This window comes from Sulfitobacter sp. F26204 (assembly GCF_026410305.1).
In the GTDB taxonomy this organism is placed as follows: Bacteria; Pseudomonadota; Alphaproteobacteria; order Rhodobacterales; family Rhodobacteraceae; genus Sulfitobacter.
The window spans coordinates 219,223-244,166 of the sequence record NZ_JAPMLQ010000006.1; the positions used below are offsets into that span (position 1 = coordinate 219,223).

Below are 24,944 nucleotides of genomic sequence, written 5' to 3' on the forward strand. Positions count from 1 at the left end.
GGCGTTCTATCTGAAAGTGTCTATGAGGCTGGTGTTGTGCAGTTGAGTTCAAGGGCAAGATGAAGTCAGGTCTGTAAGGATTCGAGTGCTGTTTTCAGATCGATGGCACCGTCGTAAAGGGCGCGTCCAGAGATGGCACCGCTGATCACGCCGGTGGATTTCAGAGCGATGAGATCGCAGAGCGAAGAGACGCCGCCAGAGGCAATTACCGGGATGTCGACGGCACGGGCAAGGGCGGCGGTGGCGTCGATATTGGGCCCGCCCATGGCACCGTCGCGATTGATGTCGGTATAGATGATCGCGGCCACGCCGGCGTCTTCAAATGATCTGGCAAGATCGGTGACCATCACATCGGTCTCTGTGGCCCAGCCCTTGGTGGCGACGCGACCCTCGCGGGCGTCGATCCCCACAGCGACCTGAGAGGGGAAGGCGCGGGCGGCCTCGCGCACCAGAGCGGGGTTTTCTACAGCGACCGTTCCGAGGATTACACGGGCAAGACCCTTGTCCAGCCATCCTTCGATTGTGGCCATGTCGCGGATGCCGCCGCCAAGTTGGGCTGGTACCTTGCAGGCTTTGAGGATCGCCTCGACCGGGGCAGCGTTTACTGGAGTGCCGGCGAAGGCGCCGTTCAGATCAACCAGGTGCAACCATTCACATCCCGCGTGCACAAAAGCCAGGGCCTGGGCCGCGGGATCGTCATTGAAAACTGTCGAGCGGTCCATATCGCCATGCACAAGGCGCACGGCCTGGCCGTCTTTGAGATCGATAGCAGGATAGAGGATCATGTGAATGCCCTTGGGGTTGCCTGTGCGGGGGTTTTGCATGCCATGATGCGATTTGCAACGCGACCTGAGGTTAAGCTTGCCACAACGCGGTGCTTTGGCCCAGACTGACCTCGAATTTGGGAGGATTTTCGATGAGAATAATGATTTTGGCGGCAATGGCCGCGGTGATGAGTACAGGTGCGGCCTGGGCGGCGGATCCGGTGTTTGGGCTTTGGCAAACGCAGGCGAGCAAGGGTGTTTACTATCACGTTGAAATGAAGGCCTGTGGGGCGAAGATCTGTGGCGTTTTCAAGCAAAAATTCGAGAATGGTGCCAAGGTTGACAGCGATGTGGTCGGCAAGAACGCGGTCTTTGATATGACGCCCAAAGGCGGTGGCGCATATGAGGGCAAAGCTTGGAAGCCCTCGAACGGGAAAACCTACAACGGATCCGGTACCTTGAAAGGGAACAGCCTGAAAATCGGCGGTTGCGTTCTGGGTGGCTTGATCTGTTCCAAACAAACCTGGCAGCGGATCAACTAAACCGGCTTACGCCATAGCCGGGACTGGATATGGCACCCTGTACCATGAAATATTGAGTTCGGGCAGCGGTGAAAGCCTTTGGCCTGTCCGAAAAGGCACTGCCCACCGCAGGTGCAGCGCTTGAATCGCCCCTGCAGCGTCCTGGATCCGGAAGGAAAGGGGGTAGACAGTGTTTTTTCGGCGTTGTTTTGTGTTGCTTGCCCTTGCAGTGGCCGGGGATCTGGCCGCGCAGGCGGGCGAGCGGGCCGAAGTGCCAAAGAGGTTGTGGCAAATTGAACCCGATCTCTTGGGCGCGGTGTTGCTGGTACCTACCGGAGCCCGTGGGCATGGGCTCTGGGTCGGGTGGAGCGGGCATTGAACCGAAGCGGTTATGTCACCCCGTCAGAGGCCGTGGGGCAGGTCATGCTGGAAAGACTGAAACCTCAGCCTGTTGGGAGCTTGTCGGGGGTATTCCGTGAGGCCAGGCAACGGATCTTTGAGAACAGCAGGGTCGAGTTTCCGGGCGGTAACTGAGGTTGCGGGCCTGTGATCGCGAAGGCTGCCTGCAGCAGATCTGGAGGCGAGTCCGGTAGGCCGGGAGCAGCGCGAAAATACCATTTGCCAGAATGAAAAAGCAGGCGTAATGCAAGGTTTGCACCCTGTCGGCTGTTGACGATCGACAGATCAAGGGTGCGGTCCGTGTCGCTTTGGGGAGTGATGCATATGAAAATCTGTAATATATTGTTTCTATTTGGTTTTGTCCTGCTTCCAGCCACATGGGCACTGGCCGAGGTACCGATCGGGCTGTGGGAGGCCAAACCGGACAACCGCGGCGTGGTTGTGCATGTCCGCACCAAACCTTGCGGGTCCGCGATATGCGGGCGTATCGAACGTGCAAAAGACCTGCGGGGCTATGATACGCCATCCACCGATTTGGGGCGGCGCATGTTGCTGAACATGCGCGCCGAGGCCGATGGCAGCTATGCCGGCCAGTTGTGGGAGCCGATTGCCAACAAGATGTTGTCAGCCCGCATGCGGGTGCATGGCAACAGGATGGAATTATCTGCTTGCGATGGTGCCGACTGTGCCGATGCGGTCTGGAACAGGTTGCGCTAAGGGGCAGGACGGCTGGTCCTGCCTCAGGGTTTCCAGGTTAGAAAATTGGCGATCAGGCGCAAGCCGGTGGTCTGGCTTTTCTCGGGGTGGAACTGCATGCCCAGCATCGTATCACGCCCGATGACGGCGGTGACCTCGCCTGCGTAATCGACATGGGCGAGGCGCTGGGCCGGATCACTGACGGCCATATGATAGGAATGCACAAAATAGGTGTGATCGCCGCTGCGCAGGTCTGCAAAGACAGGATGCGGATGATCGATGACGAGATCATTCCAGCCCATATGTGGGACCTTGAGTACCGGATCGGCAGGGGTGATCAGGGTCACTTCGCCGTCAATCCAGCCAAGACCTTGGGTGGTTTCATATTCGCGCCCGATAGTGGCCATCAGTTGCATGCCGACACAGATGCCCAGAAAGGGGCGCGCCCTGACCTCGACGGCCTCGACCATCGCGTCATACAGGCCTCCGGATCCTCTGAGCGCGGCCATGCAGGCGGGAAAGGCACCGTCACCGGGCAGCACGATACGATCGGCACCTGCAACAACATCCGCGTCGCTGGTTACGATTACTTCGCCCGCATTCTCTTCGCGGGCCATACGTTCAAACGCCTTGTGGGCGGAATGCAGGTTGCCGGATTCATAGTCGATGATTGCGGTCAACATGAGAGGTTCACAATGCGCCCTTGGTTGACGGGATGTCATCGGCCTTGCGTGGGTCCACCTCAACCGCCTCGCGCAGGGCGCGGGCCACGGATTTGAAGGCTGCCTCGGCAATGTGGTGGCTGTTCAGCCCGTGCAATTGATCCACATGCAGCGTGATGCCGCCATGGGTACTGAACGCTTGAAAGAATTCGCGTACCAATTCGGTGTCAAAGGTGCCTATCCGCGCCGTGGGTAAATCAACATTCCAGATCAGATAGGGCCGTGCCGACAGGTCCAGCGCGGTGCGGATCTGGGCGTCATCCATCGCCAGCAGACAGGCACCGTAGCGCCGGATGCCGCGTTTGTCTCCCAGCGCCCTGGCCAGCGCCTGTCCCAGGGTGATACCCACATCTTCAACCGTGTGGTGGTCGTCAATATGCAGATCGCCCTTGGCGCGAATGGTCATGTCTATCAGCGAATGGCGTGCCAGTTGATCGAGCATGTGGTCAAAGAAGCCCACACCCGTCTGGTTGTCGTAAACACCGGTGCCATCGAGATTGATTTCAACGCTCACGTCCGTTTCGGCGGTGGTGCGGGTCAGGGTTGTGGTACGCATGTGCTCTCTCCGGAGGACCATTGTTCGCCGTCCTTATAACAGGCGGGGCGGGCAGGCCAAGGTGCATCCACCCCACATCAACCATTGCGGGCGGCAAGGCTTCGTGCGAGTTTTGCTTATCCCAGTCATGAGGTATCCATGAGCACCTGCGTTTTTATCCAGATCCGTTGCAAACCCGGCACCACCTATAGTGTCGCTGACAAGATCGCCCTGCGTGAAATCCATTCCGAACTCTATTCAACGTCAGGTGATTATGACCTGTTGATGAAGCTGTATGTGCCAAAAGGCGAGGATGTCGGGGTTTTCATCAACGATAACCTGCTCGACATCGAGGGGATCGAAAGGTCGCTGACCACGATGACCTTCAAGGTCTTTTAGTGCGGTTTCTTTCCTTTGCGCTCGCTTTGGGTTGTGTTTTGGCATTTCCGGTCCTGGCTCAGGGCAAGCTGGTTTATGAGGGTGAAGAGGCCGCTGCCTTGCGTTGTTCGAACACGCTGGCGCTGACAGCGGTGGCGCTGTCACGGGCGGGGCTGATTGACGAGGTTGAAAAAGAGGTCATGCTGGGCATTACAGTGCTGATTCTGGAACGTCATGTCAGAGGAAGCTGGGCGCAGAAAAAACGCGCCCTGGAAGTCATGCGCAATCGTCGTTCCATCCCGGACACGCTGGCAGATTATCACCGGAATGCCGCCCGTTGTCTGCGGCAATTTCCGATCAACTGAACCTCGACTGGTTCGATCCGGCGCACCGCGCCATGACTGTCTGTACGGGCAGAAGCCCCCAAGAGGTGCCTGTTGTGGCGGCAGGCGAGGCAGGTTTAGCGATGCGTAGATCGTTCACGCAGTGCGATCACCGTCAGCATGATCCCCATCAGCAGCAACACCGGCCCCAGCAGGGATACCGGCAATGATCTGATGTCGGCTGCGCGCAGGATCACAGTGGTCAACAGGCCGTGCGCACTGACCACCAGAACCCCCGCGAGCAGCAACTTTGCCTCCAGCGGTTTGGCAAAGCGTCGTACCGTCGGCATCAAGAGCGCCATGGCCATGCCCAGCATTGCGAGATCATAGTCATAGTTGTACGGGCTGATCATTGCAGAGACATAGACCCCTGCACCGATCTTGACGGCGGGTGGTAGTGTCGAAAAACACAGAACCGCCAAAACCGCCACCGCAGCGCAGGCAACGATAAGGTGCAGCACCAGCGCGGTCTGGTCTTCAAGACCGACGGTAACGCCAAAGACATAGAATGATGTCATCCGGTAAAGTGCAAAGTTTCCGTCGCGCAGGATTTCACCGGTCTCGCGGATCGCCGTGAGCGATTGCGGCCAGACTTCTGTCCCGAGAACAAGCGTTGCCAGGGCGCAGATCAATGCGACAACGGTGAGCGAAACTGCGGCAATAGACCATTTACGGTCAAGCAGCGACCACATGCCGAGGCCCAGCGCCAGATGCGGCTTGATCACCATCAACCCCAGGGGCACACCTGCCCAAACCGATGAACGAAGCCCGTAAACGCAGGTCAGCCCGACCAGCGCACCGGTGATGAAACTGTTTTGCCCGGTTCTGATACAAAGCGCCATCAGAGGCAGCATCAACAGCAGAACAAGGTGAAAGTCCGGCCCGGCAAGACGGCGCAGGATTGCGACATAGGCAGCAAGACTGGCACCTATGAAAAGGATGTAGGAGAGCCAGGCCGGCAGCCAGGCCAAAGGTGCCACAACCAGGTTATAGGGCGGTGGATAGCTCCAGAACATCGCGGCCCCGTCGTGGCCGGGCAATGTTTCAAGACGTGCCAAAAACTGTGGAATATCATAGGCTGCCGCCAGATTGCCTTCGCCGATCATAGTGCCGGCAAGATGGAAAATATCGAAATCGATCAGGTTCGCCTTGCCGGTTTCCACCGGAAAAGCGATTTGAAAGGCTACATAGAGCACCAGTGCCGCCGCGGCGATGCAAAGCGCCAACATTGTCGTGGGTTTGAGATTTATCTGCATGCCGTGACCTCCGGGCAGGTGAACGGGTCGGCGCGGAACGCCGGAACGGTTGCAGTCAGGTCAGCGATCGCCCTGTGGTGCAAGGACCAGTTTAGCGGGCTGGAGAAGATCATTCCGTATCTCATATACTGTTGGCCGTTCTGTGAGGGGGGATACAAGCGCTGCACATCATTTGATTGCAACGCGGTCAAGGGAAAGTGTTGACAACGTCTGTGAAGGGATTACCGGATGATCGTCGCGTATGATCTGTTAACCAACTGCTGCAGAACGTCTTTTTTGCTGAGATTGGAATGCGAAGTCAATAAAATTTTGGTGTAGCGGATCAAGTACGGGCGGGGCGCACGGGATGCAGTAGGTCAAAGCGGCTGCGCCAGCGCGGGACGCATTGACAGACCGACAGGTTGTTGGGTGGTCTCGGTCCATCCACGCTGCGGTGTCGGGGCAGGGCGCGCGCCTCTATTCTATGCCGGCGATCTTGTAGGACTGGCGTAGATGCGCGCGCATTGCCGGGTCCCGTTCGATCGCTGTTTTCATAAAGGCTTCCAAGGTGGTTTCCTGGCCGAGGATTCCATATTCCTCGATGGCCCATTCCGCATCATCCAATTGCCCAAGGCGGGCAAGAACCGCGATGCGTGTGCGCAGGCAATAGGGACTGGTCGGCATTTGTTGTAGACATCTCGAGGCGGCATCTGCTGCTTTTTCATAGTGTTGTTGATGGAACAGAAGATTTGCCCAGCCAAGATAGTACCAGAAAGGCGGTTGCGGGTGGGTTGCCATCACGCTTTCGAAAATTGCGGCCCCTTCGTCCAACTGTCCTGACATGGCCAGCACGACCGCAAAATAGACCCGAGCATCGTCGTTTGCTGGCTGAAGCGACATCGCCTTGCGCAGATGCAGGAGCGCGGCCTCTGTATCGCCGTCGGGCGAGACAGAATGAAGCCGTCCCAGGGTATAATGGACAAACCAAAGAGTCGGATCCAGCTCCAACGCCTTTTGGGCAAAGTAGAAAGCCTTGTCCCTGTCTGCGCTTGAAATGACGATCCAGTCGTTTTCCATCCGCACTGCGAAAGCAGAGGCCAGTTCCGCATAGGCGCGGGCATATTCCGGATCGAGCGCGATGGCGCGACGCAAGTGACGTTCTGCGACGAGACTGCCTTCGTAGGAAAACAGGCTAAGAGAGCGCCGGGCATGCAACAGTTCTTCGAATGCCAATGGGTCGTTGGTGTCTCGCACTGCGAGGCGCTGGCGATCCTGCGCGTTGAGTTCGATGGACATGGCATCGACAAGGGCATCAGGCAATTGGTCACGAAAGGTCATGAGTCCCTTGCGCGATCCTTCGTAACGATCCGCCCACAAAGTGGCACCGTCCGAACCGTCAATCAGCCGAAGCGACAGCGCGATATTGTCGCCATTCTGGCGCACATTGGTGAGCACCAGATATTTGGCATCCAGCGTGTCAGCGAGAATAACAAGACTTTGGGAAGTTTGCGCAATAGCTGCAGATTGGGGTGGCGAGACCACCCTGATCCCCGACATCTCGGCCAGATGGATCTCAAGGTCATCCGCCAGGCCGGCAGCCAGAAATTGGTCTGCCTCAGTACTGGCGGTGAAGGGCAGGATGGCAACCGCTTTGCGCAGGGCGCGGGTGTTCGTGGTTGAGACAACCGGATCATCCTGCGTCCTGCTTGGGTAATCTCTGGTCACCCACGCAAGACCAAGGGCGGCAAAAATGAACGCCGCTATGGACAACAACACCCAGTTGCGTCGCGAGGATTGCCCCGAAATGTGTAGTTTGCGCGTGGGAGCGGCAACATTAAGCCTGTAGCCTTGTTTGGGGAAGGTCTGGACGATGCGGTGCCCCTGGTCCTGTAGAACCTTACGCACATCGGCGATACATCTTGCAATGCTTTCGTCAGTCGCCACTGTTTCAGGCCAGACCAGATCGGACAAGCGATCCTTGCTTAGAATCCTGCCGCGCTCTTCCAGCAAAACGGCGAACATTCTGAGGGACTTGGCGCGAAGCGGCAGAATCTGCCCGTGGGCGTCATGCAACTGCCCGTCGCGCCAGCAATAGTCAGCTGCACCAAGCCGAAGGTGTTCTGTGATGCCTTTCGGTGGGGCGTTGATCATGACGGAGCATTCTCCTGCAATCGCGAAACTATCATATTTTGCAAGAACAAGCGAGCGGCGTACAGGGCAGAGGTTTCGGGACGACCTGATTTCAGACAAATTTCAAACCCCTTTCAAGACTTGAAACCGGCTGTTTGTGAGCATCGAACCTGCGCCTTTTGCGCAGCACGGGACCACAAGGAAACCAAGGGAGTTGAACGATGCTCAATCCGATGAAACCATCCACCGCCGCGTTGATTACGCTATTGGTGACAACCGCAGCGCCGTCACATGCAAGGGCACAGGGGGCGGACCTGCCGACGACCTGTACCCCCAAAGCCGATGCCGCAGTTGATGAGGGGCTGAACCGTTTGCACAACATGATGTACATTGATGCGGAAACTGCATTTGGCATGGCTGCAAGCGCCGACCCGACCTGCGCCATGGCGCAATGGGGAATCGCCATGTCGACTTTCCATCCGCTCTGGCCAGGGGGGCCGACGGAGGCCGAAACCGAACGGGGCACAAAAGCGGCTGAACGTCTTGCACAGATGTCTATGGGAAGTGAACTGGAAATGGCATTTGCAAAAGCGGCTCTCGCTTTTTACGCGCCGGAACATGACAGCTATCCTTCACGTATCGCCGCATGGGCCACGGCACAGGACGCGGCCTATGCCGGTAACCCGGACAGTATTGAGGCGGCATCGCTTGCGGCTCTTGGCCGTCTGGCCACGGCCCCCCGAGGGCCGGATGGGATTGCGGTAAAGGCTGCGGTGGGTGATCTGCTTGACCAGTTGCACAGCAGCGCACCTGAACATCCCGGTGTCATCCACTACGCCATTCACGCCTATGACAACCCGCCGCTGAAAGATCGGGGGCTGCCATACGCCGAAATCTATGACAGGGCTGCACCAGAGGCGGCGCATGCGCTGCACATGCCCGCACATATCTTTACCCGTACCGGCAATTGGGCAAGATCCGTTGATCTCAACCGGCGTTCGGCCGAGGCCGCTTTGAAATCCTCGGGCGATGTGATCCAGAACCATTATGCCCATGCGGTTGATTATATGGTCTATGGCCATCTTCAACTGAGTGAGCCTGAAAAGGCGGCTGAATTGGTTGCCCAGATGCTTGAGATCGAAAATCATCAGGTTGGGTTTGGCGGGGCATACGCCCTGGCTGCCGCACCGGTGAGATTGGTTCTGGAGCAGGAAAACTGGGCAGATGCAGCGGCCCTTTCGCCTGATATGCATGCCGCGATACCATGGGAAAAGTTCCCCCAGACCGTCGCGATGCGCTGGTTTGCCAAGGGAATAGGCGCAGCACGGATTGATGATGTGGAAACCGCCCGCGCTGCTGTCCAACACCTACGGGTTTTGCACGATCAGATGCAGGAACGCGGTCAGGGATATTGGGCGCGCCTGTCGGAAGGCCAGATCCTGAGCATTGAAGGGTGGATCGAATTGGCCGAGGGCAATCTTGACCTCGCCCTTACGCATCAAACCAAGGCCGCAGACATTGAAGATGCAATAGGCAAAAGTCCGGTCACACCCGGTCATGTCCTCCCTGCGCGTGAACTTCTGGGAGATATGTTGGTAAAAACCGGGCACGCCGAGAAAGCGGCAGAAGCCTATCGTGCAACGCTTGCCAGTTCACCGAACCGCGCGCGCAGTCTTGCCGCCTTGAAGTGACGCGTTGACTGAAGTGCGGCACCTGGCAGAATTGCGCCGGGTGCCGCCGAAGTGTGTAAATCGAGGGGGCTCTACACCAGATGAAGCGAACGTGACGCGGGATTCTCGCGTCAGGATTTTCGATAGCGGTGCGCGCCCTGCGGGCCATTCTGACGATTTTGGCGGTGGTGCTTTTCAACATCCAAGACGTCAAACGACATGTGCCGGGTGGGGGATTTCAAGGGGCGCAGTGTTGAAGGATTAGTCTACCATGCAAATCTATCGGAAAGAGGGCAGCGAACCTTACATAACGATTTGGGTGCGATTGATGCCTGGTCGGGTATCGACCTTCTGGCTGGAAAAGAAAGCTCCGGTAATCACCGTGACAGCGGGAAAGACAAAAAGGCCGCCCGAAGGCGGCCATTTGTAAGTCCGGGGACTAAACCAATTGGAGCGGGCGAGGCGATTCGAACGCCCGACCCTAACCTTGGCAAGGTTATGCTCTACCCCTGAGCTACGCCCGCATCCGTTGGTGAGGCCGAGATACTCATACCACGCGGTCCGTGCAAGAGGGAAATTCACCCAATGGCGAATTATTTCATATTTTTCTCAGCGGGCTAGGCTCTGAAGTTTCGCATTGTTTGCGAGGCAGGGCCATGGGCCGGTTTCTGCCTGTGGTGTTGTGAAAGGTTACAACAGAGAGTGACCGATCAGACCAAGCGCAGAGAATGCGATCATCCCCAGCGTCAAGAGCATCCCGAGTTGCCGTAAAACAATCTTTTGCGGGGTAGATGCGAACCCCAAGGGATGAAGCACACGGCCAGCGACAAGCGCAATCCCCATCAGATGAATTGCAATCGCGGGGGCACCGTTCAATTCGGTCAACATCAACAGAATCAATGCGATCGGCGAATATTCCGCGCAATTGGCCTGAGCGCGCATGCGCTTGAGCAGGTTCTTGTCACCGGTGTCTCCCAGGGAAATGGAACTTGCGCGGCGATACTGTATTACCCGCCAACTGAGCACCAGAAAAACAAGCGCGGTAAGGGCGGCATAAAACGACGTCAAAGTGAGAGGCATAAGGTCAGCTTTCCAATAATGAATTTGGCGACATTGCCGTTCAATGGGGCGGGTGGCAAGTAGGGGGCGTCAAAATACGGGGCCTCGTTAAATCGCAGACCATCAGCCAAAAGAAAAGGCCCCAACCGCCGTTGGAGCCTTTCGTTCGCGTAACCGTTTTGCCAATCTAATGGCTGTGCGGCTTGTCCCATTCTTCCTGTTTTACCAGGATTTCAAAGGTATGCTCTGGTGGTGGGCTTGGCAGTGTCCACTCCAGCGTATCTGCATATTCGTTCCATGGGTTGTTCTGTGTCACTCTTGCGCCCTTGCGCAGAGAATAGGCAATCACACCGATGAAAAATACGAAGGATGCAAAGCTCAGGAAGGCCCCCCAGCTCGACCAATGGTTCCAATAGGCAAATGCCTCGGGGTAGTCGATATAGCGGCGTGGCATGCCCTGACGTCCCAGGAAGTGCTGTGGGAAGAAGGTCAGGTTGGCGCCGATGAACATTGCCCAGAAGTGCAGCTTGCCCGCCCATTCGGGGTACATGCGCCCGGTCATCTTGGGGAAGTAGAAGTAGATCCCCGCAAAGATGGCGAATACCGCACCCAGCGACATCACGTAGTGGAAGTGTGCCACAACGTAATATGTGTCGTGGTAGTAACGGTCCACTGCAGCCTGCGACAGAACGATGCCTGTCACACCACCCACTGTGAACAGGAACAGGAAGCCAAAGGCCCAGAGCATCGGCGTCTTGAACTCAACCGATCCGCCCCACATTGTCGCAATCCAAGAGAAGACCTTGACCCCTGTCGGGACGGCAATAACCATGGTCGCCAACATAAAGTAGGCTTGCTGGTTCAGGGTCATGCCCACGGTGTACATATGGTGCGCCCAGACCACAAAGCCCAGAACACCAATTGCAATGATCGCCCAGACCATCGGCAGATAGCCAAAGATCGGCTTGCGGCTGAAGGTGGCAATCACGTGGCTGATAATGCCAAAGCCGGGCAGGATGATGATGTACACTTCTGGATGGCCAAAGAACCACAGGATGTGCTGGTACAAAACCGGATCACCGCCGCCTGCAGGGTCAAAGAAGGCAAAGCCGAAGTTGCGGTCCATCAGCAACATGGTGATCGCCCCTGCAAGAACCGGCAGGGACAGCAGGATCAGCCACGAGGTAACAAAGATCGACCAGCTGAACAGCGGCACCTTGAACAGGGTCATACCGGGGGTGCGCATGTTCAGGAAAGTCGTGATCATGTTGATCGCCCCAAGGATCGAAGAGGCACCAGAAACGTGAACCGCGAAGATCGCCAGATCCATCGACATGCCGCCTTCTTTGACGGAGAGCGGTGGATATAGCACCCAGCCCACGCCAGAACCGGCCTGACCGTTGCCACCAGGGGCAAGAACGGAACAGATCGCCAGTGTGGTGCCGGCCACATAAAGCCAGAACGACAGGTTGTTCATCCGTGGAAACGCCATATCCGGCGCGCCGATCTGTAGCGGCATGAAGTAGTTGCCGAAACCTCCGAAAAGCGCCGGAATAACAACAAAGAACATCATCAGAATACCGTGACCGGTGATCAGGACGTTCCAAAGATGACCGTTGGGTGTACATACTGCGGAATTGTCCGCAATGAATCGCGCACCTTCCATACACATGTATTGAACGCCGGGATCCATGAGTTCCAACCGCATGTAAACGGTGAAAAGAACTGAAACAAATCCGACACATGCAGAGACTATCAGATACAGGATACCGATGTCTTTGTGGTTTGTGGACATGAACCAGCGCGTGAAAAAACCGCGCTCGTCTTCGTGATCGTGCCCGTGAATGGCTGCGTCTGCCATGCGGTGCCTCCTCGATATGTAAGTTTGCGAACACCACGCCTTGGAATAATGCGCAATGCGGACTCGTCTTTCTTCTAGTGCGAGTGCCGCACAGGGGCAATGGGCGCGTTTGCCGCAGGGCGTGTTATTTTCGCGATCGAGGCAGATTTCTTGCCAGGGACCGATTGATGATTTGGCAAACGGGCTTCCAGCGGCTCATGCAGCAAGAAAACTGAAGGAATGAGGCCCATTATTTTGTTTCTTGTGGGCCGACTCATTGCGCTGATCTGAGTTTGACTGGCTTGTTGGTGTCCGCATGCGGCTGTATCCACTGGAAATATTGAACATCTTTTGCCGTTGGAGCCAGAGGTGGCCTAAGACAGCAAGCGATTTGTAGCGCATGCCGCTACTTGCCCACAGGCGCAGGACACCCCTGGCAAAATGTACTATTCGAAAATCTCTGTAAACCCAGCCTTGAGCGCGACATCCAGATCATTCATTGTCACCGGTAACCCCAGATCCACCAGCGACGTCACCCCGTGCTCGGTAATCCCGCATGGCACGATCCCACTGAAATGGGTCAGATCCGGTTCGACATTGATGCTGATGCCATGAAAGCTGATCCATTTGCGCAGGCGGATCCCGATTGCCGCGATCTTGTCTTCGGCCATCGATCCGTCGGGGTGGCGCGGTTTTTCAGGGCGCTGCACCCAGACGCCAACGCGCCCGTCTCGGATTTCGCCACGAATGTTGAAACTGTCCAGGGTTGTGATTACCCAGGTTTCGAGGTCATGGACAAACCGGCGGACATCGCGGCCGCGCTTGCCCACATCCAGCATGACATAGGCCACCCTTTGGCCCGGCCCGTGATAGGTATATTGTCCACCGCGTTTTGTGTCGTAGACGGGAAACCGGCTCGGGTCGGTGAGATCGGCAGGCTTTGAAGATGTGCCAGCGGTATATGATGCGGGATGTTCCACCAGCCAGACACATTCATCCGCCGCGCCCGCGGCGATGTCTGCCACCCGATTTTCCATCCACGCCTCGGCGGTGCGGTAATCGGTCAGACCGTCAGTTGTGATCCATTCTACCATCCCAGCCGTCTAGCCTATGCCTCATGTGGGTGAAAGGGGGGATGGTCCGTCTGGTTCTTTTCCGCCAGCACCTTTTGAAGCATTTCCACATAGGTCTGCACACCCTGTGCACCGGTCAGCATATAGCGACCGTCAAAAACCATCGAAGGCACGCCCGACAGATTCCTCTCGGTCCAGAACTGTTGATGTGCACGGGTTTCGCCAGCCATGCTCTGCTTATGTAGAACTTCTTGGGCAGCGCGACGATCCAATCCAACGCTGGCAGCAATCTCGGCCAGAACGTCATGATCGGAAACATCGTTCCCTTTGGTGAAATGTGCGGCGAAGAGGGCCATTTTCAAGGGATGTTGCAGCCCCTGAGTCTGTGCCCAGCTCAATAACTGATGCGCAGCGAAGGTGTTCACGATCCGGCTGTCCGGGCCAAAGTTGAAGTCGAATCCCAAAGACGCGCCAAGCTGTGTCAGATGGGTGCGGTTCTGCTCGGATTGGGCGGGAGTGCTGCCGTATTTCTCAGCGATATGTTCGCTCAGGTTCTGGCCTTCGGGCGGCATGTCTGGATTCAATTCGAAGGGATGCCAACGGATATAGGCACCTGTGCCGACGGCACCCAGGGCTTGCTCCAGTTGCTTGAAGCCGACGATACACCAGGGGCACATCACATCCGAAACAATATCGACAACAAGTGCTGTGTTGTCGTCCGGAAGCGGGTCTCGGGACATGGTATTTCCTTCCTTTGGGTCAGGCAGGGTGGCTGCACCGTCCAGTCTTAGCAGGTTTGTGTGGATCGTCGTCAATTCAAGGCGCGATGCTGAATATTATCTGGTCCTCCCCGGGACCCTACACAGGGCTGCGCAAGAGGCAACGCCCTTCCCGACGCGCCGGGCTTGCTCTGGGGGATAAATGCTGACAGGCGATGCCTTACGGCCTGTGCGCGGCACATTGAGGGATGCACGCCTCTGGCCCGGGGAAGCGGGGGCGCCAATCACCGACCGAAGCAGAAGCATAGCCGGTTGCCCATTCGCAAATCGGCAATGAGCGGCAATAATGCCAGCAGGTTTGCTGGTGCTTTTTTGCTCTTCACAAGCGGTTATTTCCCCGCTACACCGCCGCCATACCATGGCTTGCGGTCGTGGCGGAATGGTAGACGCGCAGCGTTGAGGTCGCTGTGGGGTAACACCCGTGAGAGTTCGAGTCTCTCCGACCGCACCAAATTTTCCAGTTTCATTCCATCAACTCAGGCTGAATATCGGTGCCACTTCGGGCATCCTGCATTTCGTGATTTTGAGTCGGGAAACGCAATTGATTGGATGTCGGGCAAGCTGGCAGGTGCGTGTTTTCTGTTTTGTTCTGGCCATTTCTGTGTCGGCAATGGCCTGAAGCTGGATAGCGCCTCCCAAGCATAACAGGATAAATTTCAAGTAAAGACAGATGGATAACCTACAATCCAAGGTGCGAAAGGTCGCGCAGACCATGGCTAAAGATAGGTTTTGGGGGGGCGGGGTGAGGGCTGGCGTTACGCGATTGCTGCCAGCCAGAACCAGACAGTGATCACAGAACTGGCTGTAGCGATCAGGACTGCGGATGCAGCAACGCGGCGGGCGCGACCATACATATTGGCGAAAATATAGGCGTTGAAACCAGGTGCCATTGCCGAGGTCAGAACGGCTGAGCGCAGGAGCTCCTGATCGAAATCCAGCGACACTGCCTTTGCCATGCCCCAGGTAAGTGCAGGATGCACCAGCAGCGAGAGGATGCAGACCATCGTGATGGCCTTCATATCGCCTTCGGGCCGGTATTGGGTCAACACCCCGCCAAGAGCGAAAAGAGCGGCGGGCAAAGCTGCGCGCACGATCAACGACAAGGCATCATCCACTACGCCCGGCATTGGCAGGCCGGTCAGGTTCACGGCAAAGCCTGCCAGAATGGCAATCACCAGCGCATTGCGAAACATTGCGCGGCTGACCGCGCCGAAAAGCCGGGCAGGAGATTGGCCGCGATTGCGCACGACTTCCATTACGGTGATGCCAAGTCCGTAACAAAATGGAGAATGGAAGGCGATGATCGCATAGACACCAGTCAAACCATCTGCGCCGTAGGCCCGTTCGGATATGGGCAAACCGAGAAGCACGGTATTTGAAAACAGAGCGCAAAAGCCGATCGCCACGCAGTCTTCCCAGTCACGTTTGAAAAACACCCGGGCACCGATGATTCCCAGTGCAAAACAGGTTGCGGCCCCGAAGTAAAAGCTGATCAGCAGGCGTGGGTTGAACGATGCAGCGATGTCAATATTGGCGATGGCCTGAAACAACAGGCAGGGGATCGCGAAATTCTGCGCAAATTTCATGAGCCCGTCGATACCCGAAACTGCAAACAGGCCACGCCAGACCGCGACGTAGCCAAAGCCGATGACCAGAAATACGGGAAGGATGACGTCAAGAAGGATCTGCACGGGGAGCTTTACCTGTGATGAGGCGTGTTTCAGTCCAGCGCAAACCTAAGCACCATACCGTCATAGGCAGGGTGGATATGATCGGGCGTTTCATCGGCAACGGTCTGATAGTCCAGATCATTATGCATATTGGTCAGTACCGCCTTTTGGGGAGCCCTGTCCGTGATCCATTCCAGCGTCTGTGCCAGGTGGCTGTGTGTCGGATGCGGATCGCGGCGCAGGGCGTCAACGATCCAGCAGCGCAATCCTGCAAGCTGGGGCCAGACAGGATCGGGGATTCTGGCAACATCTGGCAGATAGGCCACATCGTTGACCCGAAAGCCAAGCGCATCCATGCCACCATGATTGACGAGAAACGGCGCGAACACCAAGGCACCGCCGGGACCGTCGATATGCACATCGCCATCAATCAGGTTCAACTCGAGGATAGGCGGATACATTGAACCCTTGGGCTGAACGAAAGCATAGCCAAACCGTTCCAGCAGTGCTTCTTTTGTCGGGGCATCGGCCCAGACGGGCAGGCGGGCACGCATGTTGATCACGATCATGCGCAGATCATCAAGGCCATGCACATGATCCGCATGGGCGTGGGTATAAAGCACGGCATCCAGCCGCCCGACGCCAGCGTCCAGCAGTTGGCTGCGCATGTCCGGCGACGTGTCGATCAGAACTGATGTGGCATCACCGTCCTTGATCCGCTCTACGAGAATGGAACAGCGGCGGCGTGCATTTTTGGGGTTGGCCGGGTCACAAGCGCCCCAATGCCCGCCCAGACGGGGCACGCCCCCTGATGAACCACATCCCAGAATGGTGATGCGCATCTCAGCCATCAGGCTGCGGCCTTGAATGCAGCGGCCTTGCTGAACAGACGGTCGAAATTGATCTGCGTTTGTGCGGCAAAGGCCTCGTATTCCATGCCAAAGGTTTCTGCAGCCCGTCGTGCCGTATGGGCCACAAACGCCGGTTCGTTGCCTTTGCCGCGGTGGGGTGGGGGTGCCAGATAGGGGGCATCGGTTTCCACCAAGATACGCTCAATCGGAGCGGAAGCAAAGATCTCACGCAGTGCTGCGGATTTGGGAAAGGCCGTGATTCCGGACATGCTGAGGTAGAAACCCAGATCAAGCGCCGTCCGGCCCAATGAGGCAGAAGAGGAGAAACAATGCATGACACAGGCAAATTCACCATTGCGATGTTCTTCGCTCAGGATACGGGCCATGTCTTCGTCCGCATCGCGGGCGTGAATGATCAATGGCAGACGCGATTGCCGCGCCGCCTCGATATGGATGCGTAGCGATGTCTGCTGCACCTGCATGCTGTCGGCGGTGTAGTGATAATCCAGACCGGTTTCGCCAATGCCGACCATTTTGGGATGTTCGGTGAGGGCAAGCAGGTCATCGACGCTGGACATTGGTTCGGCGGCAACCGACATCGGGTGAGTCCCAGCGGCAAAGAAAACCGGCGCATGGGCCTCAGCAATGGCGCGCACGTTGTCAATCTGACGCAGCCTGGTGCAGATCGTGATCATGCGTGTGACACCCGCCTCTTGGGCACGGAGGATGACCTCAGGCAGTTTGCCCTCGAAATCGGGGAAATCGAGATGGCAGTGGCTGTCGGTGATCTGGGGTGTCATCAACGTGTCGGTCATGCGGGTCCAATATTCTATCTGGGGGCGCAGTCGTTCATCTTTTTCAGGGTATCTAGGACCAGTGCGGCAGGGTCAAGGTTGACCGCCATGCCGTGTTGGGCGCGGGCTGAGATTTCCTGGGCGAGATCCGCCCATCTGCGACCCTGTACCGGGGTGGGAGAGAGGCGCAGCATCAGGGCGGTTTCCCCGGTTGCGGCTTCGGTTTCAGGGGGTGTTCCGGTGGTGCCGGTCCGCGCAAGACGGGCCAAGAACAGATCAACCAGCGTGAAGAGCAAAATCAGTTTTTCCTCTGCGCCGCGTTGTGCTGCGGCTTCGGCAAGTTTGATGGCACGTGCACGGTCCATGCGCGGCAGCGAGGACATCAGCGTCACAAGCTCTGCATAGATTTGCATGCCCCCCAGAAGCGACAGGCGCAATGCGCCACCAACCGATCCACCAGACAATGATGCAAGCGCGGCCGGATCACCCTGTGTCTCTATACCGGAACCATCCAATGCCTTGCGCATTTGTTCCGGGGTCAGGGGGTGCAGCCGCAGGCTACGGCATCTTGAGCGGATTGTTGGCAACAGGCCCGAGGGTTGATGGCTCAACAGTAACAAGACCGCCCGGTCTGGCGGCTCTTCGAGCATTTTCAACAAGGCGTTGGCGGCGTTCGGGTTCATTTCATCAGCGTCATCAATGATGACCACACGGCGGCCGCCATCGGCGGCGGACATCTGGAAAAACCCGTTCAGCAGGCGGATGTCATCAACCACGATTTGTTTGCGCAGCCGTTTGGTATCGGGGTTCACACTGCGCGTGACCGCGCGCAGGGCGCCTTCGCTACTGGCTGCAATACGCCGTGCCACAGGGTGTTCGGGGTCTATGTCCAGGGTCACCGGGGCAGGGGTACTGAACATGCCGCCGTCATCATCATCATCGGGAGTGGCAAGTAGGAACCGTGCAATGCGCCAGGCCAACGTTGCCTTGCCAACACCGCGTGGACCGGTCAGCAGCCAGGCATGATGCAATTTGCCCGCATTGAAGGCATCCAGAAAGGTCGCCTCGGCCGCGCTTTGCCCGATAAGTTCGGGGGTGTCGCGGGGGTGAAGGGCACCGCTTACGCGGTCAGGCTGGAGGGCGTCATCATCACTCATGTTCTTGGGTCTAGCAGGTTTGCGCACAGAGGAAAGGCCTAGCGGGTTCCGCAAAAAACATGAAGGGATCACCTGCCGTTTCTTGCAGGCGTCAGGGTAGGAAATGCCGGGTCTGCCAGCTCTTTTCTGGCGGGCTTCAGACCTGGAGGCGTTCGGTCACGGCTTGCGCAACATCTGCGGCAACCGCTTCGATACTGCCGCTGCCGTCGATGGTGATGAAACGGTTGTCAAATTCTTCGGCCAGCGCCAGAAACCCCCGGCGCATTGCATGCTGCAATTCCTCACCGAAATCCTCAAAGCGCTCCTCAGCGGTTTGCCGCGCCAATGCCCGGGACAACCCTTGGGTTGGGTCCATGTCGATGAGCACGCTCAGGTCCGGTTCGACCCCGATCATCAGGTTGTGCAATTCATCGACAACCTGACGCAAATCACCACGGGACAGCCCTTGGTACATCCGGGTGGAATCGGCGAAACGGTCACAAATCACGATCTTGCCTGCCGCCAGTGCGGGGCCAATGGTGCGTTCCAGATGGTCGCGCCGTGCAGCGGTGAACAGCAGGATCTCGGTATGGGCAGACCAACGATCCGGATCGCCCTGCAGGACCAGTGCACGGATTTCTTCTGCGCCGGGCGATCCGCCAGGCTCGCGGGTTAGGATGACATCATGGCCAGTGGCCTTCAGGTGATCGGCAAGCAGTTGCGCCTGCGTGGATTTCCCCGAGCCGTCGATGCCTTCGAAACTGATGAACAAGCCCCGCGCGCTCACGAAGCGTCCTGTGGCCCTGCATTCAGACGGGCCAGTAAATGTTTGGCTGCCGCGGTCATTTTTACCATGAATCCACCCGGTTGCACCGACTGGGCCGCAACCAGAGGCACGGTGACATCCGGCAGTCCCTCACGGGTCAGGATCAGTTGCGCTACCTCGTCGCCCTTGTTGATCGGAGCGCGGAACGGGCCGGTAAAGACCACTTCGCCGCTCAGGCCTCCGCTGGCTGAAATCGGGGTGAGCACCGACAGATCCTTGGCCAACTCCAAACCGACGGTGGGTTGATCACCCATCGCCACGGGCGCTTCGGCCAATTGTGTCCCCGCCGTTCCGATGGTTTTCTGACTGAATTGGCGAAAGGCCCAATTGACGATGGATTCAGATTCGCGGGCGCGATCCGCCGCGGTTGTAAGACCCGAGATTACGAAAATCACCCGTCGGTCCCCTTGCTTGGCACTGCCGACAAGGCCGTAACCTGCTTCTTGGGTATGACCGGTTTTCAAGCCGTCAGCGCCAATATCCAGTGACAGCAATGGGTTGCGGTTGAAGCGGTTGGCACTTTCGTTTTCGTCGAAAAGAAACTCGCGTTCTGCGAACATGGGGTAAAACTGCTGAAAGTCCGAGATCAGCAAATTTGCCAGCAGCCCCAGATCGCGCATCGACATGCGATGACCGGGTTTGGGCCATCCGTTGGAATTCATGAAGGTCGAGTTTGTCATGCCCAATTGCTGGGCGCGCATTGTCATGTCACGGGCAAAGCGCCCTTCGGTACCGGAAAGTGCTTCGGCGATGACCACGCAGGCGTCATTTCCCGACAGCACGATGATCCCGCGCAGCAGTTCCTCGACAGTGACCCTTTCGCCTTCTTGCAGGAACATGGTCGACCCGCCGTAGCCTGCCGCATCCGCAGAGACCAATAGCTTCTGGTCAAGCTCCAACCGCCCCGAGGCCACCGCTTCGAAGGCCATATACAGGGTCATGAGCTTGGACATGGAAGCAGGGGGCAGGGGCGTATCGGCGTTTTTGGCCAGCAGAACGGTGCCTGTGGTCTGATCGATGACATAGGCCGCTGTTGCCTTGGTCTCGAAGGCGCAGGCGGCCATGGCAGTCAGGATCAGCGCGGCGCAGGCAGCAAAAAGGCGGAACATAAGGCAGCAAACTCCCGTTAATTGGTTACCGCATAGGCGTCAGAGAAGCCCTCGGCCTTGATCGCTTTGATCAATGTGTTGAGTTCGGATTTGGTGTTGGCCGGTCCGACAACGACGCGCCAGAACGGTTTGCCGTTGATTTCGGATTGTTTGACCAGCGGTACCATGCCGGCCCCGCGCATCTGTTTTGCAACACGGTCGGCATTGTCCTCAACCGAGAAAATTCCAAGCTGGACAAACGGCTTGGCCAGCGAGGATGTGGAACGTGGTGCAACAGGCTTGGGTGTCGGGGCGGGGGCCGGTGCCGCGGCATCGATCGCGGCACCCGCGGCGGCAATCGGATCAAGCGAGGTTTCAGAAACTTCCGCAGGGGCTTCGATCTGGCCAGTTGTGGTCTCTGATACCGGCGCTTCTTCCGCGGTTTCCTCGCGGCGCAAGGCAGTGACATTCAATGGTGCCGGAGCGCCGGCCAGAATACCCAGGGCAGCCGCAGTGTCAGAGGAAATCTGCAACTTTGGCCCCGGCAAATCGCGTTCCTTGCGGAACAATGCACCGATGACGAATTTACCATTGACCTCATTTCGGATGATTACGCGCTCGGGTTCTGTCACATCAGGATGCGCGACCCAGACCCCCCCCAGCGAGGGTCGGCCATCCCAAAGCCCTTGATCCGTGGCCGAAAACACTTCGGGGGCTTCGACATCGCGCTCAACCAGCCGGGTGGATTTGGTTTCGCCGACCGTGGTGGCAGCCTTTGCGCCGCCTTTGGGCAGGGGCAGGTTGAACTTGCCATTCTCGTCACAGCCCGCCAAGAGCGCAAGCGCCAGCGTGGCACCGCCAATCAGTTTTACGGCCTGCATGGGGCTGCGTTTCATGTCCATCGACCTGCTCATCACGGTATCGTCCTTGCCTGCGGGCCGCTTCGGGCCTCGTTTCGCCGTCGATCACGGCACACCTTTGGTCCCCTTGAAAGAGGATCTTGTCGGGGAGTTTAGCCTGCAACGGCTCACCTGAAAAGGCCGCAACCACGTGATCGGCAATTTTCCCCGAAGCAGACCAATTGATAGAGTGCAAAAAGTGGGTTTGCCGAATCGATAAGAGGGTATTAGGACGGGCGCACTGCGGAGGTTTGGCAGAGTGGTCGAATGCACCGGTCTTGAAAACCGACGGGCGTGAAAGCGTCCCCAGGGTTCGAATCCCTGAGCCTCCGCCACAACCTAAAGTTGAATTTGCTAAGTTGCTGTTTTGTATGGATATATTTGAATGTCCAAAGCAGAATTGCGTGTAAAAGTGTACCAAAATGTGTACCAAAATGTGTACCAAGATGTGTATCATGCCCTTTTGATCGCGCTTCTGGCTGTGGAAATCGGCAATAAAGCGGTCAAACTATGGGCGGACGATGAAAATCACTGTTGCGTCTGATTTTGGTGACACGGATCAATCTCAGCTCGATTGAAGCGCAATTTGAACTTGCTGCCCGATTGTAACCAACAGCGTTTAACTTCTTTGAGGGCCGAAACTGCGCACGTGTCAGCTCTCCGGAGTACGCGGTGTTTCTAGCTCCCCTCGCAAGATAAGCCTCCCATCAATTTTCATTGGATCTAGGTAATCTGGATTAGCGAGAAGAGCCCTTAGTACAAATCGAAGTAGCTCCGCCGCAAGTTGTCGATCATCTTCACCGACACTAGCACTGTGATTCACCACCTTCTTTTTCTGTTTAGATGTCACACCGTGGACGATTGCTGACCTGGCTTTGTAGATACGCTTAACCTTGTCCACAATTTCAGATGCCGGTCCTGCGCTGTTGTCCAAAAAGGAAAGGGACGCAGCTCGGAGCCGAAGTTTGTAGGATAGTGACTGGTTCTCAGAGTCGCCGAGAAGCAATTCCAAACCGATGGTCCCGTCGAGTACAGCGTCCAAAGGATCACTTCGAGTTAAACAGCCACTTAACCGCTTTATTGCAAGCCTTACAGCTTCACTTTCGTTATTGGTGATTTGTTCGTAGATGCATCGAACAGAATCCATTTCCGCAACCGATACTGTAGGACATCCACCTACCCACCCGTATCTATCAAACTCACTTGGATACTGCCGCACGGTTGTGCCGTATGTAGGCGGAAGATCGCAATAATAGTCTAAGGCCCATCCTCTTGGCACCCAAAGAAGCTGAGCGTATCCGGTCTTTACTCCAGTTGCGGCCCGTAGTGCGCCAAGGAAACTTTCAATGGCTTGCACTGCGTTATCGGATGCTGACGACAGCGATTTAGAAATGTCACCAACTTCGTCAGCGTCTATCGTCCAATGATTAGATACAAACGCATGGGTTGCGGCGTGGACAACTTGCTCTGAGGCTCCAGAGCCAAGAGCGCTCATACGTGCACGAGAGAATTGGAGGCGTTCCGGGATACGGGCCAAGTACGTTGAATCAGATAACCGGTAACGGTCAAAATCAAAATGAGTTAGCGCTATCGGCACCATCAGTGTTAGTTGTTTGGATTTTCCAATAACCCCTCGCATGAGTGGTCTCAAAATGAGGCGTCTTGACCTTGAAACTATCGGTGCTTCGGTCCCATACTTGTGCAAATACTTCTCTACCGCACCGCCAATCATCCTATCTACCGTGTAGTCGGCAAAAGCAATTTTGCCCTTGTAGTCGGTATAGATGAGCCTTTTGCCAATATCGTGGGTCCGAAGAAATTCCTTAAGGCGATCGCAATCTGGAAGTCCGCCTTCGGGAACATCAAATCCGCCCGTCAACAAGCCTAAAACACCTTGAGGCCGTAGAACGCTAATGTAATTTCTTGGGGCGTCTTTATCGTAAAATCCAAACTTGTGAAAAATTGGTAGGCCGCTATCTAAAAAGCTCCTTTTGGGGTAGTCAGAATGCGGAGCAATGTACGTGTTTGGAACGGAGATTTTCGCGATAACGGCAGCATGAAGTTCATTGAATGCACTTTCGAATAGAGCCTCAAACTTTATGATTTCCTCTCGGAATAGCCTTATTCTGACAAGCCGCTCTTCAGATGTTTCTTTTGTCGTAGACCATGTTCTCCGGAGCGAACCCAATGTAGCGGTTCAGGTCGGCGGACGCCTGGTTCACCGAAAGACCAAACTGCTCCATCAAATCGCTACGGTTCACTCGCCCCTCCCAAAACAATCGGAACTCGATGAAATCGAGGCGCTGCGCGACTCCCCAACGAAGCTCTGACTTGTCACTATCCACTTCGCACTCCCGACCCGGCGCGTTTGATTAATATGCGCGCCCATTTTTTGTGCTGACCGCACGCTAGCGGGGAGTCATGTCTTGTTCAATCGAAATGCTTCGTGTGATTGTCTTTTTCGCGATGTCGTAACGTTGGGAGGGACGAGGTTGGTTGCTCAGCCTTCGGCCATTAGCTCGTCAGGAACGCTTTGAACCTGGCGTTCAAATGCCTCGACGTCGGATAGTCTATACACGACCCTGCCGCCGATCTTCAGGTAACGCGGACCTTCCTGGGCCCACCGCCACCGCTCCAGTGTTCGGTGGCTGATCTTCCAACGGGCCGCCAGTTCTTTCTGATTCACACATACTTCGCTCATTTTCGTCTCCTTTTGCGCAACTCACTTCGGTCGCAAGAGAACGAATGCGTGAGAAGAAAACCTATTCAAGTCGGTAGGTTGCAGACCTTCCCCGACGACTACCTCTTTCTCGGCAACCGCACGCAGCAGAGCGGGTCAAGCCGGGTCAGGGCTTCTCGGGCGTCGGCCTCGGTGATCTCGTCATCCTGTGCTCGGGCCGCCTTCCATGTCCCTGCGACGATCTCAGGCTGCCCGCCTTCCAATCCTTTTTCACAGATCACGGAGACCATTTCATGCCATTTCCCGAGAACACCCCCACGCCTGACGATCTGCCGTTCCTCAGCGCAGCGGACATCGCGGCGCTGCCGGTCGAGTTTCTGGCAATCCTGCAGCGCGAAATTGACGAGCGCCTGAAGCGCGACAAGGCCGCCAAGACACGCTTTGATGCCGGATTGGCCGTCCGCTACGCCACTCGCGCCGCCGAGGAACGTCAGACCGCAGGCAAAGACACCGGCACGGTCCGCTTTGATGATGGCGATTTCACCGTGGTCGCTGATCTGCCGAAGCGGGTGGATTGGGATCAGGACCGACTGGCCGACATGGTCGCGCGGATCCGCGATGCAGGCGACGACCCCGCCGAATATGTCGATCTCACTTTCAAAGTTCCCGAGCGCAAATACGCCGCTTGGCCCGAAGCCATCCGGGCCGGTTTCGAACCCGCACGCACCGTCCGGCCCGGCACGCTGAAGGTCGAGATCCTCGCGCAGGGGGGCGACCAGTGAGCCTCCCCATCATCAGCGCCGACCAGCGGTTGGC

Annotated in this window: 27 protein-coding genes, 3 tRNA genes and 2 pseudogenes; 11 read left to right on the top strand and 21 right to left on the bottom strand. The window is 56.9% G+C overall.

Annotated features, from left to right (window positions below):
* Positions 1-65: 65 nt before the first annotated feature.
* Positions 66-785: a 1-(5-phosphoribosyl)-5-[(5-phosphoribosylamino)methylideneamino]imidazole-4-carboxamide isomerase gene (hisA, locus tag OS190_RS15125; RefSeq protein WP_267159552.1), complete on the bottom strand. Its 720-nt coding sequence runs from the start codon at positions 783-785 to the stop codon at positions 66-68.
* Between the two features lie 131 nt (positions 786-916).
* On the opposite strand from hisA, the gene OS190_RS15130 reads away from it, so the two are divergent.
* The 3 genes from OS190_RS15130 to OS190_RS15140 all read left to right on the top strand — a co-directional run bounded on the left by OS190_RS15130 (position 917) and on the right by OS190_RS15140 (position 2,401).
* Positions 917-1,306: a DUF2147 domain-containing protein gene (locus OS190_RS15130; RefSeq protein WP_267159553.1), complete on the top strand. Its 390-nt coding sequence runs from the start codon at positions 917-919 to the stop codon at positions 1,304-1,306.
* Positions 1,307-1,475: 169 nt separating this feature from the next.
* Positions 1,476-1,664, top strand: coding sequence for a hypothetical protein (locus tag OS190_RS15135; RefSeq protein ID WP_267159554.1), 189 nt, complete (start codon positions 1,476-1,478; stop codon positions 1,662-1,664).
* Between the two features lie 344 nt (positions 1,665-2,008).
* Positions 2,009-2,401, top strand: coding sequence for a DUF2147 domain-containing protein (locus tag OS190_RS15140; RefSeq protein WP_267159555.1), 393 nt, complete (start codon positions 2,009-2,011; stop codon positions 2,399-2,401).
* Positions 2,402-2,424: 23 nt separating this feature from the next.
* Here the strand turns inward: OS190_RS15140 and hisH are convergent, their stop codons facing one another.
* Positions 2,425-3,063, bottom strand: coding sequence for an imidazole glycerol phosphate synthase subunit HisH (gene hisH, locus OS190_RS15145; RefSeq protein WP_267159556.1), 639 nt, complete (start codon positions 3,061-3,063; stop codon positions 2,425-2,427).
* A gap of 7 nt (positions 3,064-3,070) precedes the next feature.
* Positions 3,071-3,658 (bottom strand): imidazoleglycerol-phosphate dehydratase HisB, encoded by a 588-nt coding sequence (gene hisB / locus OS190_RS15150; RefSeq protein ID WP_267159557.1) that lies wholly within the window; start codon positions 3,656-3,658, stop codon positions 3,071-3,073.
* A 138-nt stretch (positions 3,659-3,796) separates the two neighbouring features.
* On the opposite strand from hisB, the gene OS190_RS15155 reads away from it, so the two are divergent.
* On the top strand, positions 3,797-4,036 hold the full coding sequence (locus OS190_RS15155) for an Lrp/AsnC ligand binding domain-containing protein (protein ID WP_267159558.1): 240 nt from the start codon (positions 3,797-3,799) through the stop codon (positions 4,034-4,036).
* A complete protein-coding gene (locus OS190_RS15160; protein WP_267159559.1) occupies positions 4,036-4,380 on the top strand; it encodes a hypothetical protein in 345 nt (114 codons plus the stop codon). Before OS190_RS15155 ends, OS190_RS15160 begins: the two co-directional genes overlap by 1 nt.
* A 95-nt stretch (positions 4,381-4,475) precedes the next feature.
* On the opposite strand, the gene OS190_RS15165 is transcribed toward OS190_RS15160, so the two are convergent.
* Together OS190_RS15165 and OS190_RS15170 are read right to left on the bottom strand one after the other, a co-directional pair.
* Entirely contained in the window at positions 4,476-5,654 is a 1,179-nt protein-coding gene (locus tag OS190_RS15165) for a glycosyltransferase family 87 protein (RefSeq protein WP_267159560.1), read from the bottom strand.
* Positions 5,655-6,110: 456 nt separating this feature from the next.
* Positions 6,111-7,784 carry a tetratricopeptide repeat protein gene (locus OS190_RS15170; protein ID WP_267159561.1) on the bottom strand — a complete coding sequence of 558 codons (1,674 nt, stop codon included), beginning with the start codon at positions 7,782-7,784 and terminating at the stop codon, positions 6,111-6,113.
* Between the two features lie 200 nt (positions 7,785-7,984).
* On the opposite strand from OS190_RS15170, the gene OS190_RS15175 reads away from it, so the two are divergent.
* Positions 7,985-9,454, top strand: coding sequence for a tetratricopeptide repeat protein (locus OS190_RS15175; RefSeq protein WP_267159562.1), 1,470 nt, complete (start codon positions 7,985-7,987; stop codon positions 9,452-9,454).
* 428 nt (positions 9,455-9,882) lie between these two features.
* Here OS190_RS15175 and OS190_RS15180 read toward each other — a convergent pair.
* The 5 genes from OS190_RS15180 to OS190_RS15200 form a co-directional block, all read right to left on the bottom strand.
* A tRNA-Gly gene (locus OS190_RS15180) sits at positions 9,883-9,957 on the bottom strand.
* Between the two features lie 166 nt (positions 9,958-10,123).
* Positions 10,124-10,513 (bottom strand): MAPEG family protein, encoded by a 390-nt coding sequence (locus tag OS190_RS15185; protein WP_267159563.1) that lies wholly within the window; start codon positions 10,511-10,513, stop codon positions 10,124-10,126.
* 166 nt (positions 10,514-10,679) lie between these two features.
* Positions 10,680-12,353, bottom strand: coding sequence for a cytochrome c oxidase subunit I (ctaD, locus tag OS190_RS15190; RefSeq protein ID WP_267159564.1), 1,674 nt, complete (start codon positions 12,351-12,353; stop codon positions 10,680-10,682).
* A gap of 425 nt (positions 12,354-12,778) precedes the next feature.
* The gene (lipB, locus tag OS190_RS15195) at positions 12,779-13,426 is read right to left on the bottom strand and encodes a lipoyl(octanoyl) transferase LipB (protein WP_267159565.1); all 648 of its coding nucleotides are present in this window, start codon (positions 13,424-13,426) and stop codon (positions 12,779-12,781) included.
* A 14-nt stretch (positions 13,427-13,440) separates the two neighbouring features.
* The gene (locus OS190_RS15200; RefSeq protein ID WP_267159566.1) at positions 13,441-14,145 is read right to left on the bottom strand and encodes a DsbA family oxidoreductase; all 705 of its coding nucleotides are present in this window, start codon (positions 14,143-14,145) and stop codon (positions 13,441-13,443) included.
* 404 nt (positions 14,146-14,549) lie between these two features.
* Between OS190_RS15200 and OS190_RS15205 the strand changes: the two genes are divergently transcribed.
* Positions 14,550-14,635, top strand: a tRNA-Leu gene (locus tag OS190_RS15205).
* A gap of 304 nt (positions 14,636-14,939) precedes the next feature.
* Here OS190_RS15205 and OS190_RS15210 read toward each other — a convergent pair.
* The 7 genes from OS190_RS15210 to OS190_RS15240 all read right to left on the bottom strand — a co-directional run bounded on the left by OS190_RS15210 (position 14,940) and on the right by OS190_RS15240 (position 21,451).
* Entirely contained in the window at positions 14,940-15,875 is a 936-nt protein-coding gene (locus OS190_RS15210) for an AEC family transporter (RefSeq protein WP_267159567.1), read from the bottom strand.
* A gap of 29 nt (positions 15,876-15,904) precedes the next feature.
* Positions 15,905-16,705, bottom strand: coding sequence for an MBL fold metallo-hydrolase (locus tag OS190_RS15215; RefSeq protein ID WP_267159568.1), 801 nt, complete (start codon positions 16,703-16,705; stop codon positions 15,905-15,907).
* Entirely contained in the window at positions 16,705-17,520 is an 816-nt protein-coding gene (locus tag OS190_RS15220; protein WP_267159569.1) for a TatD family hydrolase, read from the bottom strand. Before OS190_RS15220 ends, OS190_RS15215 begins: the two co-directional genes overlap by 1 nt.
* A gap of 14 nt (positions 17,521-17,534) precedes the next feature.
* Positions 17,535-18,656: a DNA polymerase III subunit delta' gene (locus OS190_RS15225; RefSeq protein ID WP_267159570.1), complete on the bottom strand. Its 1,122-nt coding sequence runs from the start codon at positions 18,654-18,656 to the stop codon at positions 17,535-17,537.
* Between the two features lie 136 nt (positions 18,657-18,792).
* On the bottom strand, positions 18,793-19,422 hold the full coding sequence (gene tmk, locus OS190_RS15230; RefSeq protein ID WP_267159571.1) for a dTMP kinase: 630 nt from the start codon (positions 19,420-19,422) through the stop codon (positions 18,793-18,795).
* Positions 19,419-20,570: a D-alanyl-D-alanine carboxypeptidase family protein gene (locus tag OS190_RS15235; RefSeq protein WP_267159572.1), complete on the bottom strand. Its 1,152-nt coding sequence runs from the start codon at positions 20,568-20,570 to the stop codon at positions 19,419-19,421. The genes tmk and OS190_RS15235 overlap by 4 nt, the downstream gene beginning before the upstream one ends.
* A 17-nt stretch (positions 20,571-20,587) precedes the next feature.
* Positions 20,588-21,451, bottom strand: coding sequence for an SPOR domain-containing protein (locus OS190_RS15240; protein WP_416237412.1), 864 nt, complete (start codon positions 21,449-21,451; stop codon positions 20,588-20,590).
* Here OS190_RS15240 and OS190_RS15245 point away from each other — a divergent pair.
* From OS190_RS15245 to OS190_RS15255, 3 genes are all read left to right on the top strand, one after another.
* The gene (locus OS190_RS15245; protein WP_267159574.1) at positions 21,444-21,584 is read left to right on the top strand and encodes a hypothetical protein; all 141 of its coding nucleotides are present in this window, start codon (positions 21,444-21,446) and stop codon (positions 21,582-21,584) included. The genes OS190_RS15240 and OS190_RS15245 overlap by 8 nt on opposite strands.
* 109 nt (positions 21,585-21,693) lie before the next feature.
* Positions 21,694-21,783, top strand: a tRNA-Ser gene (locus OS190_RS15250).
* A gap of 50 nt (positions 21,784-21,833) precedes the next feature.
* Entirely contained in the window at positions 21,834-21,992 is a 159-nt protein-coding gene (locus tag OS190_RS15255) for a hypothetical protein (protein WP_267159575.1), read from the top strand.
* Between the two features lie 108 nt (positions 21,993-22,100).
* Here OS190_RS15255 and OS190_RS15260 read toward each other — a convergent pair whose 3' ends face one another.
* The 4 genes and pseudogenes from OS190_RS15260 to OS190_RS15275 all read right to left on the bottom strand — a co-directional run.
* Positions 22,101-23,327 carry a HEPN domain-containing protein gene (locus OS190_RS15260; protein ID WP_267159576.1) on the bottom strand — a complete coding sequence of 409 codons (1,227 nt, stop codon included), beginning with the start codon at positions 23,325-23,327 and terminating at the stop codon, positions 22,101-22,103.
* Between the two features lie 274 nt (positions 23,328-23,601).
* Positions 23,602-23,793: pseudogene (locus OS190_RS15265) on the bottom strand (BrxR family helix-turn-helix transcriptional regulator); the annotation flags it as partial.
* A 155-nt stretch (positions 23,794-23,948) separates the two neighbouring features.
* Entirely contained in the window at positions 23,949-24,149 is a 201-nt protein-coding gene (locus OS190_RS15270; RefSeq protein ID WP_267159577.1) for a helix-turn-helix transcriptional regulator, read from the bottom strand.
* 128 nt (positions 24,150-24,277) lie between these two features.
* A pseudogene (locus OS190_RS15275) lies at positions 24,278-24,379 on the bottom strand (site-specific recombinase); the annotation flags it as partial.
* 42 nt (positions 24,380-24,421) lie between these two features.
* On the opposite strand from OS190_RS15275, the gene OS190_RS15280 reads away from it, so the two are divergent.
* Positions 24,422-24,910 (top strand): hypothetical protein, encoded by a 489-nt coding sequence (locus tag OS190_RS15280; RefSeq protein ID WP_267159578.1) that lies wholly within the window; start codon positions 24,422-24,424, stop codon positions 24,908-24,910.
* Positions 24,911-24,944: the final 34 nt, after the last annotated feature.